This window comes from Actinomadura keratinilytica (genome assembly GCF_039539665.1).
In the GTDB taxonomy this organism is placed as follows: Bacteria; Actinomycetota; Actinomycetes; order Streptosporangiales; family Streptosporangiaceae; genus Spirillospora; species Spirillospora keratinilytica.
On the sequence record NZ_BAABDO010000075.1, the window covers coordinates 19,664 to 34,761 of the forward strand.

The 15,098-nt window shown below is 75.2% G+C and carries 14 protein-coding genes and 1 pseudogene; 9 read left to right on the plus strand and 6 right to left on the minus strand.

Annotated elements, in window-relative coordinates; all coding sequences use genetic code 11:
* Positions 1-9: 9 nt before the first annotated feature.
* Together ABD879_RS21685 and ABD879_RS21690 are read left to right on the plus strand one after the other, a co-directional pair.
* Positions 10-561, plus strand: a complete 552-nt coding sequence (locus tag ABD879_RS21685; protein ID WP_345023351.1) for a TetR/AcrR family transcriptional regulator — start codon at positions 10-12, stop codon at positions 559-561.
* A 118-nt stretch (positions 562-679) separates the two neighbouring features.
* The gene (locus tag ABD879_RS21690; RefSeq protein WP_345023353.1) at positions 680-1,435 is read left to right on the plus strand and encodes an AMP-binding enzyme; all 756 of its coding nucleotides are present in this window, start codon (positions 680-682) and stop codon (positions 1,433-1,435) included.
* A 24-nt stretch (positions 1,436-1,459) separates the two neighbouring features.
* Here ABD879_RS21690 and ABD879_RS21695 read toward each other — a convergent pair whose 3' ends face one another.
* On the minus strand, positions 1,460-3,220 hold the full coding sequence (locus tag ABD879_RS21695; protein ID WP_345023354.1) for a GNAT family N-acetyltransferase: 1,761 nt from the start codon (positions 3,218-3,220) through the stop codon (positions 1,460-1,462).
* Between the two features lie 61 nt (positions 3,221-3,281).
* Between ABD879_RS21695 and ABD879_RS21700 the strand changes: the two genes are divergently transcribed.
* Positions 3,282-3,833 (plus strand): HXXEE domain-containing protein, encoded by a 552-nt coding sequence (locus ABD879_RS21700; protein WP_345023355.1) that lies wholly within the window; start codon positions 3,282-3,284, stop codon positions 3,831-3,833.
* Positions 3,834-3,966: 133 nt separating this feature from the next.
* Here the strand turns inward: ABD879_RS21700 and ABD879_RS21705 are convergent, their stop codons facing one another.
* From ABD879_RS21705 to ABD879_RS21720, 4 genes are all read right to left on the minus strand, one after another.
* The gene (locus ABD879_RS21705; RefSeq protein ID WP_345023356.1) at positions 3,967-5,457 is read right to left on the minus strand and encodes a tripartite tricarboxylate transporter permease; all 1,491 of its coding nucleotides are present in this window, start codon (positions 5,455-5,457) and stop codon (positions 3,967-3,969) included.
* Position 5,458: 1 nt separating this feature from the next.
* On the minus strand, positions 5,459-5,986 hold the full coding sequence (locus ABD879_RS21710) for a tripartite tricarboxylate transporter TctB family protein (RefSeq protein WP_345023358.1): 528 nt from the start codon (positions 5,984-5,986) through the stop codon (positions 5,459-5,461).
* On the minus strand, positions 5,983-6,975 hold the full coding sequence (locus tag ABD879_RS21715) for a Bug family tripartite tricarboxylate transporter substrate binding protein (RefSeq protein WP_345023359.1): 993 nt from the start codon (positions 6,973-6,975) through the stop codon (positions 5,983-5,985). Before ABD879_RS21715 ends, ABD879_RS21710 begins: the two co-directional genes overlap by 4 nt.
* A gap of 156 nt (positions 6,976-7,131) precedes the next feature.
* Entirely contained in the window at positions 7,132-8,133 is a 1,002-nt protein-coding gene (locus tag ABD879_RS21720; RefSeq protein ID WP_345023360.1) for a tripartite tricarboxylate transporter substrate binding protein, read from the minus strand.
* A gap of 167 nt (positions 8,134-8,300) precedes the next feature.
* Here ABD879_RS21720 and ABD879_RS21725 point away from each other — a divergent pair, with 167 nt between their 5' ends.
* The 6 genes from ABD879_RS21725 (at position 8,301) to ABD879_RS21750 (ending at position 14,381) form a co-directional block, all read left to right on the plus strand.
* Complete coding sequence (locus tag ABD879_RS21725; protein WP_345023361.1) at positions 8,301-9,953, plus strand: sensor histidine kinase; 1,653 nt, start codon at positions 8,301-8,303, stop codon at positions 9,951-9,953.
* A complete protein-coding gene (locus ABD879_RS21730) occupies positions 9,950-10,642 on the plus strand; it encodes a response regulator (RefSeq protein ID WP_345023362.1) in 693 nt (230 codons plus the stop codon). Before ABD879_RS21725 ends, ABD879_RS21730 begins: the two co-directional genes overlap by 4 nt.
* A 185-nt stretch (positions 10,643-10,827) precedes the next feature.
* Positions 10,828-12,792, plus strand: coding sequence for a ferredoxin reductase family protein (locus ABD879_RS21735; RefSeq protein ID WP_345023366.1), 1,965 nt, complete (start codon positions 10,828-10,830; stop codon positions 12,790-12,792).
* A 54-nt stretch (positions 12,793-12,846) separates the two neighbouring features.
* On the plus strand, positions 12,847-13,380 hold the full coding sequence (locus ABD879_RS21740) for an FMN-binding protein (protein ID WP_345023363.1): 534 nt from the start codon (positions 12,847-12,849) through the stop codon (positions 13,378-13,380).
* A 43-nt stretch (positions 13,381-13,423) separates the two neighbouring features.
* Positions 13,424-14,209: an FAD:protein FMN transferase gene (locus tag ABD879_RS21745; protein WP_345023364.1), complete on the plus strand. Its 786-nt coding sequence runs from the start codon at positions 13,424-13,426 to the stop codon at positions 14,207-14,209.
* Between the two features lie 40 nt (positions 14,210-14,249).
* Positions 14,250-14,381: a hypothetical protein gene (locus ABD879_RS21750; protein ID WP_345023365.1), complete on the plus strand. Its 132-nt coding sequence runs from the start codon at positions 14,250-14,252 to the stop codon at positions 14,379-14,381.
* Positions 14,382-14,450: 69 nt separating this feature from the next.
* Here the strand turns inward: ABD879_RS21750 and ABD879_RS21755 are convergent.
* A pseudogene (locus ABD879_RS21755) lies at positions 14,451-15,098 on the minus strand (hypothetical protein); the annotation flags it as partial.

Below are 15,098 nucleotides of genomic sequence, written 5' to 3' on the forward strand. Positions count from 1 at the left end.
GAGGATCACATGCCCCGACGACGCGGCGACACCCGCGAGCAGATCCGCGAGGTCGCGCTGGAACTGTTCGCCGAGCAGGGCTACGAGAAGACCTCGCTCCGCGAGATCGCCGAACGGCTCGGCGTGACCAAGGCGGCCCTGTACTACCACTTCAAGACCAAAGAGGACATCGTCACCAGCCTCTTCGAGGACTTCAAGGCCGACATCGACGAGCTGCGCTCCTGGGCGCGCGAGCAGCCGGTCACCCCCGAGCTGCGGCGCGAGGTCGTCCGCCGCTACGCCGAGATCCTCAGGGGGGCCGGCAAGCTGATCCAGTTCATGCAGGAGAACGGGCCCGCCGTGCGGGAGATGAAGGCCGGCGGCGACGCGCGCGAGCGCTTCCGGGCGTTCGCCGAGATCCTGGTCGACAAGGACGCGAGCCTGCCCGACCAGATCCGCGCCCGGCTGTCGCTGTTCAGCCTGAACCTGGCCTTCGTCCTCCGGCAGGAGATCGACGCCGACGACGAGGCCGTGCACGCCGCCGCGCTGGAGGTCGCCCTCGACCTGCTCCCGTCCGACTGACGGCACGCCCGGCGGAGCGGGCCCGCCGGGCGCCTCGCCGAGCTTCCCGCCCGCCGGACGGCGCGCCATCATTGGGGCGGAACCTCCGGCGGATGGGAGATCCCGTATGGCCCGGGACGTGACGACCTACGACGACGTCGAGGCGGAGCTGCTGCGGCACCCGGCGGTGCTGGAGTGCGCGGTCACCACGATCGACACCCAGGAGGGCCCCGAGACGCTCGTCGCCTACGTCGTCACCGAGGGGCGGGCCGACCCCGCCGAGATCCGCCGCTTCCTGGCGCGGCCGCGGCTGACGGCGGCCCGCAGACCGCGCGCCGTGATCCCGGTGCCGTCGCTGCCGCGCACCGACTCCGGCGAGGTCGACACCGCGCAGCTGCCGCTGCCCGTGCGACCGGGACGCACCGCGGGCGGCAAGAGCGGCCTCGCCCTGAGCGACGACGACGGCCTGGGGGACGGCGGGCTGGCCATGATCCTGGTGCTGGCGGCGTCGCTCGGCGCGATCGTCGCCTACGTGCTGACCGACCCGCTGTGGCCCGGCTCCACCGACCTGTCGGCGGTGCCGCAGCCGTGGGCCGGGTTGTTCGCCGGGCTCTACACCGCCGAATGCCTGTCCTTCGGGCTGGGCATCGGCTTCCTGCTGTTCGGCTACCGGCGGATGGCGCGGATGGGACGGCCCAGGGCGCTGACCGTCGCGGCGCACCTGTCGGTCGTGTGGCTGCTGGCCGCCTGGTGGCCCCAGGACAACTTCTACCGGCTGGCGTCCAAGACCGACTGGGAGCGCCAGGCCGCCCTCGTGTACGGCTTCAACATCACCCTGATGATCGCCGCGGCCGTGCTCGTCGCCTTCGCGGTGCGCGAACGCGGCTCCGACTGAGGGCGGGCGCGGCCCCCGTGCCCGTCACCTCCGCGCCGCGCGCCCGGCGTCCCGGCCGCAGGGCAGGTCCGCGAACATCCCGCCCAGCTCGGCCCCCGCGGCGCGCACGATCCGCTCCGCCGCGTCGAGCGCGTCCGGCGTGCGGGCCGCCAGCGCCACGCCCAGGTAGGGGACCAGGTCGAACGCGGCCGTCGGGATGGTGACCAGCAGGGTCGCGCCCGCCGCCCGGCACGCGCCGGACACGCGGGCGACGTGGTCGCGCAGAGCCCGGGACGGCAGCCGCGCGCCGAGCGGGACCCGGTCGATCGTGCGCACCAGGTGGGCGCCGCCGCGCACGCGGTCCAGCGCGGCCTGGACGTTGAACGCCACGGCCGGGCCGGTGAGCCGCAGGTTGATCTCGGTGGGGGCGAGGCGGCCCGCCCGGTCGGTGACGAAGTCGACGTCGTACCAGCCGCGGTACCCGTCCCCGGCCAGCGCCCGGCCCACCGCCGTCCCGAACGCCGCGGCCGTTTCGGCGAGCGCCTCGGGCAGCGTGCCGGGGCCGACGGTCACCCCCTGGTAGCTCGTCCCGTCGACGTCCATCAGCCCGACGCCCACCGGGTGCACCGCGCCGCTCTCGTCGATGACGGCGTCGAACGTGGGATCGCGGTACGGGCCCGCCCCTTCGACGTACTCCTCCACCAGGACGCCGCCGCGCGCCCAGCGCCGTGCCAGGCGCCGCGTCCTCCGGCCGTCCGGTGCGACGACCAGCGTGCCGGACCCGCCGACGCCGTATTCGGTCTTCAGCACCACGCGGGCGCCGCCGCGCAGCTCCCGCGCGAGCGCGCGGGCCGAGCCGGCCGGCCGCTGGTCGGGGACGACGATCCCCGGATGGGCCGGGGCCAGCGCGCTGAACAGCTCGTGGGCCCGCCGTTTCGACTCGTACCGGGCGACGGCCTCCAGCGCGCCGGGCGGCGAGGGGCGGATCGCCTCGAACGCGGCCGTCCGCCCCCACGGCAGCACCGGCGCACCCTCCCGCGCGAGGCGGCGCAGCAGGCCGGGGCGGGCCAGGATCGCCGCGGAGATCCGGCCGTCGGCGGCCAGGCCGCTGTGCGTCTCGACCTCGCCCCAGCCGAGCACGGCGGCCACGTCCCGCACCCACCAGTCGGCCACCCGCTCCGGCAGGACGACCATCCGCGGCCGGGGACCGCAGAACGCCGCCAGGCACGAATAGTGGTCCGGGCCGCGCACGCCCCCGCCGAACTGCCCGTTGAACTCGGCGACGTTGCCGACGCGGACCGCGGGGCCGCCCGCGCCCCACGCCGCCGACCAGGGCGGCTCCGGCCGGATCGGCCATGCGACAAGCAGCGGCAGCGCGCGCAGCCCTCCGGCGGTCTCGCCGCGGCGTTCCGCCCCCATGGCCAGGTAGAAGCCCTCGGCGTGGGGGTCGGCCTCGATCCGCACCCGCCGGAACCCCAGCCGCCCCGCCTCCTGGAGAACGTGCCGGTACAGGCGGCGTCCGACGCCGCCGCCGATCGCGTCCGGCTCCACGAACAGCAGGCCCAGCTCGCCCTCGGGCGGTTCGCCCTCCAGCGTGGCCAGGCCGAGCACGCGCCCGCCGCGTTCGGCGACCACCGTGCGCCGCCCGACCACGTCCTCGCGGCGCAGCGCCAGCTCGTCCCGGCACGCGTCCAGGAACGCCGCGTCATAGCCCCAGTGCGCCTTGGAGCGCATCGCCAGCGCGGTCAGCTCCTCGGCCTCGTCCGGACGCGCGGCGCGCAGCTCCACCGGTCCCGTCGGCCCCATGCCCGCATGCTGCCACGGCGCCGGTTTCGAGCGAGACCGGCCGAGCTGAAATGATCGCCGCATGAGGACAGACCGGGAAGCGCGGCGCGACGGGGCCGTCGGCGCCGCGGTCACGCTGGGGCTGCTGGCTGCGTGGGCGGTGCACGACGCGGAGGAGGTCGCCGCGATGCCGAAGTGGAGCCGCGACCGCCTGCCGCGGCTGCGTGAGCGGTTCCCGCAGGCGCCGGACGCGCTCTGGCGCTCCCTGGAGTCGCTCGACGGACGCGAGTTCGCCGCCGCCGTCGCGGTGATGGCGGTGCCGGTCGCCGCCGCTGCCGCCGACGGGCACCGCACGCGCGGCCGTTCGGCGCTCTACCAGACCGCGCTCGACGGCTTCGGCCTGCACGGCGTCGTGCACCTGGCGCAGGCGGCGGCCGTGCGCGGTTACACGCCCGGGTCGGTCACGTCGGCGGCGGTGGTGATCCCCTTCACGCTGTGGGCGCGCGGGCGGCTGCGGCGCGCGGGAGTCCTGCGCCCCACCCGGACCGGCGACGCCGTCCAGGCCCTCGCGTTCGCGGCGGCGGCCGTCGCGGGCTCGCACATGGTGGCGCGGAGGCTGCTCCGCCGCAGGTGAAGCCGGACGCGGCGGCACCCGTCCCCGCGGCGGCCCGCCCGCAACGACAAAGGGCGATCTGGGGACGGTGGGCGAGGGAGCGCGTCCACCGTCCCCAGATCGCCGTGCGGGGCGGGACAGGAAGGTCCGGTCGTCAGCCGGTGCTGCGCAGGACGGGCGCCCTGCGCAGCACCGGCCACAGCACGATCAACGCGATGATCATGTAGACGGCCACCGCGAACGGGGTGTCGACCAGGCCCGCCACGCTGCCGTCGCTGATCTGCAGGGCGCGCCGCAGCTGCTGCTCGGCGTTCGGGCCGAGGATCACGCCGATGACGGCGGGCAGCACCGGCAGCCCGTAGCGGCGCATGCCGAACCCGACCAGCCCGATGACCAGCAGGATGACCAGGTCGACGACCTCGCCGCCGACCGCGTACGCGCCCACCGCCGCGAAGAACAGGATCCCCGCGTACAGGTACTGGCGCGGGATGCGCAGCAGCTTGGCCCACAGCGGCGCCAGCGGCAGGTTCAGCGCCAGCAGCAGCACCATGCCGACGAACAGCGAGGCGATCAGGCCCCACACCAGCTCCGGCTCGCGTTCGAACAGCAGCGGGCCCGGCTGCAGCCCGTACTGCTGGAACGCCGCCAGCATCACCGCGGCCACCGCCGTCGTCGGCAGGCCCAGCGTCAGCATGGCGCCCAGCGTCCCGGCGGCCGACGCCGACGCCGCCGACTCCGGCCCGGCCACGCCCTCGATCGCGCCCCTGCCCCAGTCGTCGCGGTGCTTGGACAGCCGCTTCTCGGTGACGTAGGACAGGAACGTCGGGATCTCCGCGCCGCCCGCCGGGATCGCGCCGAACGGGAAGCCGATCACCGGGCCGCGCAGCCACGCCTTCCAGGTGCGCCTGACGTCGTCGCGGCCGAGCCAGGGACGGCCCACCGGGATCGCCTCGGCGGCGGTGCGGCGCAGGTGCGCCGCCACCCACAGCGCCTCGCCGATCGCGAACAGCCCGACCGCGACGATCACCACGTCGATGCCGTCGGCCAGCTGCAGCGACCCGAACGTCAGCCGCTGCTGGCCGGTCATCTGGTCCAGCCCGACCAGGCCGATGACCAGGCCGATCAGCAGGGACGCCAGCCCGCGGACGCGGGAGGCGCCCAGCACGGAGGTCGCCGCGATGAACGCCAGCACCATGATGGCGAAGTAGTCCGGCGCGCCGAAGCCGACGGCCAGGTCGGCGACGGCCGGGGCCAGCGCGACCAGCAGCAGCGTGCCGATCATGCCGCCGGTGAAGTGGCCGATGGCCGCGGCCGCCAGCGCCTGCGCGCCGCGCCCGGATCTGGCCATCGGGTGCCCCTCCATCGCCGCGACCACGGCGGCGCTCTCCCCGGGCGTGTTCAGCAGGATCGACGTGGTGGACCCGCCGAACATGGCGCCGTAGTAGATGCCCGCGAACATGATGAACGCGCCGGTCGGGTCCAGCCCGTAGGTGACCGGGAGCAGCAGCGCGACGGCCATCGCCGGGCCGATGCCGGGCAGCACCCCGATCGCGGTGCCCAGCAGCACCCCGATCGCCGCCCACAGCAGGCTCAGCGGGGTCAGCGCCGTGCCGAACCCGTCCAGCAGGTTGCCGAAGGCGTCCATGTCACAGCACCCCCATCAGCGGTCCGCCGGGCAGCGGCACCCCGAGCAGGTCGTTGAAGACGACATAGGTGACCAGCGACAGCACGGCGGCGATCAGCGGGTCGCGGTCGAACCGCCGGCTGCCGAGGGCGTACGCGGCGCCCCAGAACAGCAGCGCCCCGGCGGCGGGGAAGCCGAGCGGCTCGATCAGCGCCGCCGCGGCCAGGAACACCCCGGCCAGCAGCAGCACCGTGCGCCAGTCGGCCGGTTCGGACAGGTCCACGTCCTCGCCGCCCTCGGCCTCGCCGCGGCCGCCGCGCAGCACGTCCACGGCCAGCAGCGCCGCCACGGCCAGCAGTCCCGCGCCGACCGCGATCGGCACGGTGCGCGGGCCGACCGGGCCGCGCTGGGCGATCTCCACGTGCATGGTCAGCGCGTCGAACAGGGTCAGCGCGCCGACCGCCAGCAGCAGGACGCACACGCCGAGTTCGGAGTGCTCGCGCAGCCACGCGCGGCGTCCGGCCGCCGCGGCGGTGTCGGTGCCGCTCACAGTCCCAGCTCCTTCAGCACGGACACCACCCGCCGGTCCTGCTCGGCCAGGAAGCGGCCGAACTCCTCGCCGGTCAGGAAGGCGTCGCTCCATCCGTTCCTGCGCATCGACTCGCGCCACTGCGGCGAGTCGTGCAGCTCCTCGAACAGCCGGACGAGCTTGCCGCGTTCGGTGTCCGACAGGCCCGGCGGGGCGACGATGCCGCGCCAGTTGGTGAAGTTCACGTCGAACCCGGCCTCCTGCAGGGTGGGCGCGTCCAGTCCGGGCACCCGCTCGGCGCCGGTGACGGCCAGCAGCCGCAGCTCGCCGGAGCGGATCTGGTCGAGGTACTCGCCGACGCCGGACACGCCGAAGGCGACCTTGTTGCCGAGGATCGAGGCGAGCAGCTCGCCGCCGCCGTCGAAGGGGATGTAGTTGACCCGCTTGGGCGCGATCCCGGCGGCCTGCGCCATCAGCATGGGCGCCAGGTGGTCGGGCCCGCCGGGGGACGAGCCGCCGCCGACCGGCAGCTTGCCGGGGTTCTCGCGCCACGCCTTGATCAGCTCGCCGATCGTGCGGTACGGCGAGTCCTTGGCGACCACGACGACGTCCTGCTCCTCGGTGAGCCGGGCGATCGGCGTGGTGTCGGCGAGGGTCCTGGGGCTGTGGTTGGAGCGGGCCGCGCCGACCACGCCGAGCCCCATGGACATGGCGAGCTTGCCGTTGCCGTGCTCGCTCACCAGCCGGGACAGCCCGACGGTGCCGCCGGCGCCGGGCAGGTTGAACACCTCGATGCCGTGGGTCAGCCCCGCGTCCTCGGCGTCCCGGGCGGCCGTGCGGGCGGTGATGTCGTACCCGCCGCCGGGGGTGTTGGGCACCATGAACCGCAGGCCGGGGATCCGCGTGCCGGTGTCGGCGCCGCTGCCGGTGGTCAGCAGCGGCGGTCCCGCGAGCACGAGCACGACTGCCCCCAGCAGCGCGAGGAGGGTGCGCAGGCGCACGTATGCCACCACCTGTCGGTACGTCAGTCATCACGGGATGTGAACTGGCCCACATGTTGCCCGTGTGTTACCAGCCTGTCTCGCTTCCGGAACCAACGGAGGTTGTGGTCGTTGTGTTCACGGGGTGCGTTGGCCAAAGCGCCGTCCGGCGAGCGGAACGGAAGGTCAGGCCGCGCCGAGGCCGGCCAGGAACCGCGCGACGGTCCGGCTCTGCGCGTCCAGGAACGCGGCGTACTCCTCGCCGGTGGCGAACGCGTCGATCCAGCCGTGCTTGGCCAGTTCGGCCTTCCACTCGCGGGTGCGGCGCAGCGCGGTCAGCGCCTCGATCCAGGTGCGCTTGTCGTCGGCGCTGATACCGGGCGGGGCGACGATGCCGCGCCAGTTGGTGAACACCAGGTCGATGCCCTGGGACTTGAGGGTGGGCACGTCGGCGAGCGCGGGCGCGGGACGGTCGGAGGTCACCGCGAGCACCCGCAGCTGACCGGCGCGGATCTGCCCCAGCAGCTCGCCGAACCCGCTGGCCCCGAAGGCGAGCCTGCCGTCCAGCAGCACCGGCAGCAGCTCCCCGCCGCCCCCGTCGTAGGACTTGTAGCGGACCCGCCGGGGATCGATGCCGACGGCCTCGGCGAGCTTCATGGACATCAGGTGGTCGGGGCCGCCGGGGGACGAGCCGCCGCCGACCGTCACCCGTGCCGGGTCCCGCCGCCACGCGGCGACCAGCTCGCCGATCGTCCGGTACGGCGAGTCGCGCGGCACCACCACGGCGCCCGGCTCCTCGACCAGCCGCGCGATCGGGGTGGTGTGCGCCACGGTCACCCGCGCGCCCGACACCGACGAGGCGCCCAGCACCCCCAGGCCCATCTGCAGGGCCAGCCGGCCGTTGCCGCGCTCGTTGACGATGCGCTGCAGGCCGACCACCCCGCCCGCGCCCGGCAGGTTGAACACCTGCACGTCCGGGGCGATCCCGGTGTCCTTCATGACCTTGGCGGCGGTGCGGGCGGTGGTGTCGTAGCCGCCGCCGGGGATGTTCGGCACCATGATCCGCAGATCCGCGCCGGGCCGCGCCCCCGTCCCCGGCCACGGCCCGCAGGCGACCGCCGCCGCCAGGACCAGCGCCGCCCAGACGGCGAGCAGGACGCGCGGACGCCGCGCCGCAGTGCCCTCCATCACACCCCTCTCTTCCGCTCGCGGCCCGCGGGCGTCATGATTGTGCGACTCGCCGCCCGCCGCCCGGACCGGGCAGGTCCGCAGCGGGCGGGTCCGGACCAGCCCGAGCACCGAAGATTGAGTTCACCGTGGTCGCCCCGTTCCGCCGTCATAGTCTCGCGGGCGAGATGCTGGTGCTCCAGCTCGCCATCGTGGTGATGGTGCTGCTGGCGGTCGCCGCGATCTCGCTGGCCCAGTCCGAGGCCACCTTCAACCGGGTCGAGGGACGCCGCGTCGTCGCGCTGGCCGAGCAGCTGGCCGCCAACCCGCTGGTGCGCAGCCGGCTCGAGCGGCCCGCGCCGCGCGAGACCCTCGCCCCGCTCGTGCAGTCCACGCTCACCCAGTCGGGGGTCAGCTCCGTCACCGTCGCCGACGCGGGCGGCCGGATCGTCAGCGCCACCGACCCCACGGTGATCGGCGCGCGGATGCCGCTGGGCGCGGGCGCCGCCGCGGGCCGCGGCTGGTCCGGCGAGCTGACCCTGGGCGGCAGCCGCGAACTGGTCGCGCAGGTCCCGGTGCTCGGCGAGGCGGAGGGCAGCCTGGGCCGGCAGCTGGGCATCGTCATGATCGGCGAGGAGTCCCCGACCGTGTGGCAGCGGCTCGCCGGCGCGTCCTCCAACCTGCTGGTCTACCTCGGCCTGGCCAGCGGACTCGGGGTGGCCGGGTCCTGGCTGCTGGCGCGGCGCGTCAAACGGCAGACCCTCGGGCTGGAGCCGCGCGAGATCGCCGGGCTGGCCGAGTACCGCGAGGCCATGCTGTACGGCATCGCCGAGGGCGTGGTCGCCCTGGATCCGCAGCACCGGATCACCCTGGTCAACGAGATGGGGCGGCGGCTGCTCGACCTGCCCGCCGACTGCGTCGGGCAGAGCCTGGCCGACCTCGGCATCGGCGGCCGGCTCCGCGACGTGCTCACCGGGGCCCAGGACGGCGCCGGGGACGGGGCGGGGGAGCGGCGCGACGAGGTGGTCATCCGCCGGGGCCGGGTGCTGGTGATGAACCGGATGACCGTGGCGAAGGACGGCCGCGCGCTCGGCTCGGTCACCACCCTGCGCGACCGCACCGAGCTGGCCCACCTGGAGCGCGAGCTGGGCTCGTTCCGCAGCACCTCCGAGCTGCTGCGCGCCCAGGCCCACGAGTTCGCCAACCAGCTGCACACCATCTCCGGGCTGATCCAGATCGGCGAGCAGGACGAGGTGGTCCGCTACATCCGGGCGCTCAAGCAGCACCGCCAGGCCCTGGACGTCACGCTCAGCCGCCGGGTCCGCGACGGCGCCGTCGCCGCGCTGCTGATGGCCAAGTCGTCACTGGCCGCCGAACGCCGGGTCGCGCTGCGCATCTCCGAGCGCACCGCCCTGGACCGCCTGGCCCCCGAGGACGCCGCCGACGTGGCGACCGTGGTCGGCAACCTGGTCGACAACGCCGTCGACGCCGCCGCGGTCGGGACCGCCACCGGGTGCACGGCCGGGAACGCGTCCGGGAGCGGGGGCGATGCCTGGGTTGAGGTGGAATTGCGGCAGGATGCCTCCAGCGTGGAGATCGTGGTGCGCGACTCCGGTCCCGGTGTGGCGCCCGAACTGGCCCAGGAGGTGTTCTCCCACGGCTTCACCACCAAGGCCGCCCAGGAGGGCGGGCGCGGCATCGGCCTGGCCCTCACCCGCCTGGTCTGCGAGCGGCACGGCGGTGAGATCTCGGTGACCAACACGCCCGAGGGGGCCATGTTCGTCGCCCGCATGACCGTCCGCGCCCTGGCCGACGAGACGACGGAAGGAGCCCGCCCATGAGCGAGCCGGCCGGCCCGATCGACGTGCTGGTGGTCGAGGACGACTTCATGGTGGCCCGGGTGCACCGCGCGTTCGTCGAGCGGGTCCCGCCGTTCCGGGTGGCGGGCGCGGCCGCCACCGGCGGGGAGGCGATCGCGGCCGTCGACCGGCTGCGGCCCGACCTGGTGCTGCTCGACCTGTACCTGCCGGACATGTTCGGCCTGGACGTCATCCCGCGGCTGCGCACGGCCGGGCACGACTGCGACGTGATGGTGATCAGCGCGGCGCGGGAGGCCGAGACGCTGCGCGGCGCCGTCCGCCAGGGCGTCGTGGACTACCTGCTCAAGCCGTTCGAGTTCGAGGACCTGCGGCCCCGCCTGGAGCGCTACGCGGCCCGCCGCCGGCGCCTGCTGACCACGGTGGTGCGCGGGCAGGCGGACGTCGACCGCGTCCTGGCCGGCGCCGCCGTGCCCGCCCCGTCCGCCACCCTGCCCAAGGGCATGAGCGTGGAGACGGCCGAACTGATCGAACGGGCCCTCCGCGACGCCGACGGCAGCATCTCGGCCACCGAGTGCGCCGCCCTGACCGGCGTCTCCCGGGTCAGCGCCCGCCGCTACCTGGAGCACTTCACCGCCGTCGGCAGCGCCGAGGTGTCCCTGCGCTACGGCGTCGCGGGCCGTCCCGAACGCCGTTACAGCTGGCGCGGCTGACCCCGCCGCCGCCTCGTCCTGCGCACCGGCGGTGAACCGCGCCGCGCGGCCGGCCCGTACGGCTTGTCGTCAGGACCCGGGGAGGACGCGTCCGCGCCGACGGCGCGTGCCTGGGCGGTTCCGGTCGAGGAGGACGAGGTGCACGCAGACAAGACGGTTCCCGCGGCCGATCCCCGCGCCCGGTGATGGACGAGCGTCTGAGCCGCAACGGGGCGCCCTACCTGGCCGACGGCGACCCCGACGGGTTCGCGGGATGGGGGGACGGCCGCCGGCGCGCCGACGGCGAACCGTACGGCGGCTCCTGGGACCGGCGCCGCACGGCCGTGCGCCCGCCCGCGTCCGGCGTGGGCCCGGAGGGGGCGTGGTCGCCGCTGGGCGCCGAGCCGCAGGAGGCCCTGTCCCCGCGCAACCTGGGGACGGCCGCGCGCAACGAGACACTCGCCCCGCGCAACGACCCTCTCTCCGTGCGCAACGGGCCGCTCTCCACGCGCAACGAGCCGCTGTCCGTGCGCAACGAGCCCTTCTCGGCGCGCAACGAGCCGCTGTCCGTGCGCAACGACCCGGCGCTCGCACAGAACCTGACGATGCCGCTGACGGCCGACCCCGCGTCGCCGCCGGCCGACCCGCTGACCCGTCCGGGCGAGCTCGGGGGCCGTCCGGCCGATCCGAGGTCGCGCCCGGCCCGCCCCGCCGGGGGATCGGCCGCCGCGGCGCCCCGCTACTCGCGGGACGCGCGGGAGCGGGAGCGGGCGGCCCGCGCGGCGGCCCCTCCGCGCTCGGCCCGTCCCGGGGCGCGGTCGGGACGCGCCGGACGCGAGGACGCGCCGGGGAAGAAGATCGCGGGCAACCGCCTGCTGGTGATCCTGCTGTTCTGGGCGCTGCTGGCCACCAGCGCGGGCCTGTGGGTGTTCGCCACCCCCGCCGTCACGCTCACCACCCCGGCCGAGATCATCACCGGGGTCGGGCGGATCACCGGACTGGTCGGCGGATACCTGCTGATGGTGCAGGTGCTGATGATGAGCCGGGTGTCATGGCTGGAGACGTGGGTCGGCGGCCACGACCTGACGCGCTGGCACCGCCGCCTGGGTGCCTGGACGCTGGTGCTGGTGCTGGCGCACGTCGGGTACACCGTCGTGGGCTACGCGCTGACCGACCAGGTGGCGATCGCCGAGCAGACGGTCACCCTGATCACCACCTACGAGGACATGCTCGGCGCGACCGCCGCCGTCGGGATCATGGTGGCGATCAGCGTGCTGGCCGCCCGCGCGCTGCGCCGCCGCCTGCCCTACGAGCTGTGGCACTGGCTGCACCTGTCCGCCTACGCGGCGCTGATCCTGGGCTACGGGCACCAGTTCGCCACCGGGTCCGAGCTGTCCCAGGACGGCTTCGCCCGCTGGTTCTGGACCGGCCTGTACGCCCTGGTGATCGCCTGCCTGTTCTGGGGGCGCCTGGTGGAGCCGCTGTGGCTCAATCTGCGGCACCGCCTGCACGTCGTCGACGTGGTCCCCGAGTCGGACACGGTGGTGTCCATCTACGTCGGCGGACACGCCCTGGACAGGCTGGGGGCGCGGGCCGGGCAGTACTTCCGCTGGCGGTTCCTGACCGCCGGCGGCTGGTGGCAGTCGCACCCGTTCTCGCTGTCGGCGGCGCCCAACCAGCAGTGGCTGCGGCTGACCGTGAACGCGGTCGGCGGCTACACCGCCGGGCTGCGCCGGATGCGCCCCGGCACCAGGGTGATCGTGCAGGGCCCGTCGGGGACGTTCACCGCCGAGCACCGCACCCGCCGCCGCGCCCTGCTCATCGCCGGCGGCAGCGGGATCGCCCCGGTCCGGGCCCTGCTGGAGGAGCTGCCCGGCGACACCGTCGTGATCTACCGGGCGAGCGGACCGGACGACATCGTCTTCGCCGACGAGCTGCGCGGCCTGGCGCAGCGGCGCAGCTTCCAGCTGCGCTACGTGCTCGGCTCGCGCCACGAACCGGAACCGCGGCGCCTGTTCACCCCCGAGGGGCTGCGCGAACTGGTCCCCGATGTGCGCCACCGCGACGTGTACCTGTGCGGCCCGCCCGGGATGGTCGAGTCCGCCATCGCCGTGCTGCGCCGCCTGCGGGTGCGCCGCAGGCAGATCCACCTCGACCCGTTCGAGTTCTGACCCGCCAGCCGGCCTCCGCCTGTAACCGGCTCGATCCGTTCATGGAGGAGTGCGATGCACCGAACCACCGCCGCCGTCTTCGGCACGCTGACCGGAACCGCCCTGCTGCTCGCCGCGAAGTTCGGGGCCGACGCGGCCGTCGCCGGGAAGGCCGCGGCCGGCGCGGACCCGGCCGCCGCCGCGGGCGGGCAGCTCGCCACCGGCGCCGCGGCCTCCACCGTGCCCGGCACCGGCCGGTCCTCGCCCTCGCCCGGCCGGACGGGCGCCGGCGGCTCGCGCACCGGCACGGGCGGCGCCGCCGCGAACGGGCTGAGGAACGGCGTGTTCCGGGGCACCGCCTCGGTCAACCCCTACGGGCCCGTCCAGGTCACCATCAAGGTCGCCAACGGGCGGATCACCGCGGTCACCGCCACCCACGCCACGTCCCCCGCCCGGACGCTGCAGGTCAACCGGCGCGCCATCCCGCTGCTGCGGCAGGAGGCCCTGCAGGCGCAGAGCGCCCAGATCGACACGGTCTCCGGCGCCACCTACACCAGCCGTTCGTTCGCCGCCTCGCTGCAGTCGGCGCTGGCGGCGGCGCGCGCCTGACCGCGGACGGCACCCCGGCAGGAACGGAGGACGGCACCCGAGCATGCACCACATCGAGCACGTGATGGGCACGGCGGTCGTCATCGACATCGCCGACCCGCTCCCGCGCGGCACGCTGACCGACCTGGTCGAGCAGACCTGCGCCTGGCTGCACGAGGTGGACCGAAGGTTCAGCACCTACCGCGGCGACAGCGAGATCACCCGCCTGGACACCGGCGAGCTGACGGAGGAGGAGTGCTCCCCGGACACGCGCGCCGTGCTGGAGTCCTGCGCGGCCCTGCGCCGCCGCACCGACGGCTACTTCGACGAGCGGGCCACCGGCCGACTGGACCCCTCCGGGTACGTCAAGGGCTGGTCGGTCGAGGTCGCCTCCCGCCGCCTGGCCCGCGCCGGCGCCCTCAACCACTGCATCAACGCGGGCGGGGACGTGCGCAGCCGCGGACGCCCCGCGCCCGGCCGCGTCTGGCGCATCGGCATCCGCCACCCGTGGGAGGCGGACCGGCTGGCCTGGGTGGTGACCGGCACCGACCTGGCCGTGGCCACGTCCGGCACCTATGAACGCGGCCACCACGTCATCGACCCGCACTCCGGCGAACCGGTCCGCGACCTGTGCTCGGTCACCGTCACCGGCCCGGACCTGGCCATCGCCGACGCCTACGCCACCGCCGCGCTGGCCATGGGCCGCGACGGGCTGCTGTGGCTGGCGCGGCTGGCCTCCTGCGGCTACGAGTCGGCCGCCGTCACCCGCGACGGGCACGCCTACCGCTCCGATGGGCTCCCCGTGACCGCGGGCGAGGAGCCCGCCGAGCCGGCGGCCGCGCGCTCCTGACGGACCGGCACAGCGACAGAACCGCACAGATGGGCGACCCATGATGCACAAATTCTTCATCTTCCTCGTCACCACGGCGCTGCTCGCGGGGCTCGGCATCGGCGTCTCGATCAGCGTCACCGGCCGGCCCGTCCCGGCGTCCGGCGGCGGCGCGTCCGCCGGACAGCCCTGAGCGATCCGCCGCCCGTCCCCGCCGCTGAGCCTTCTGGACGCTCACCCGCCCCGGCGACTGACCGCCCCTTCAGCCCTGCTTCTTCAGCACGCCGCTGATCCTGCTGGACCGGTACCGGGCGGTGTCGTCGTCGACCAGGGTGAGGGTCTGCCGTCCGGCGCTGGAGCACGCGTTGTGCGGCTTGCTGTAGGTGACGCGGGTGTGGAACACGATCATCCGCTCGCCCGACGACAGCAGCCTTCCCACCGCCCGGCACTCGACGTCGCGGTGAGTGGTGCTGACGGTGACGACGTCGCCGCCCGTCCGCCCCTGCCGGACGGTCATGCGGCGGTTCTGCCCGTTGGTGGTCGTGCCCTCCCAGACGCCGATGAGCTTGGCGGGCACGCCGCCTTCCGCGGGCTCATCGGTTTCCTGCGGGCTCGGTGCCGGGGTGCGCGGGCCGAGCGGCGCCTGCCGGGCGGTGGGCGGCTCGGCGGCGCGGCCGGTTCCCGTGGTGGTGCGGGGCCGGCCCGAGGCGGAGACGGTGCCCTCGCCGCCGCCCTCGCCGACGCCGTCGCCGAGCGACGTCGCGATCACCAGGGCCACGGCGCCGACGAAGACCGCCGCGGCGGTCGCGATGGAGACCGGCAGGCGCGACCGGCCGGGGGCGGGCGGAGGCACCGTCCGCGGCGGCGGTGCGTGCGGCGGGACGGTGCCCTGGCCGTGCACGGGCCGGGG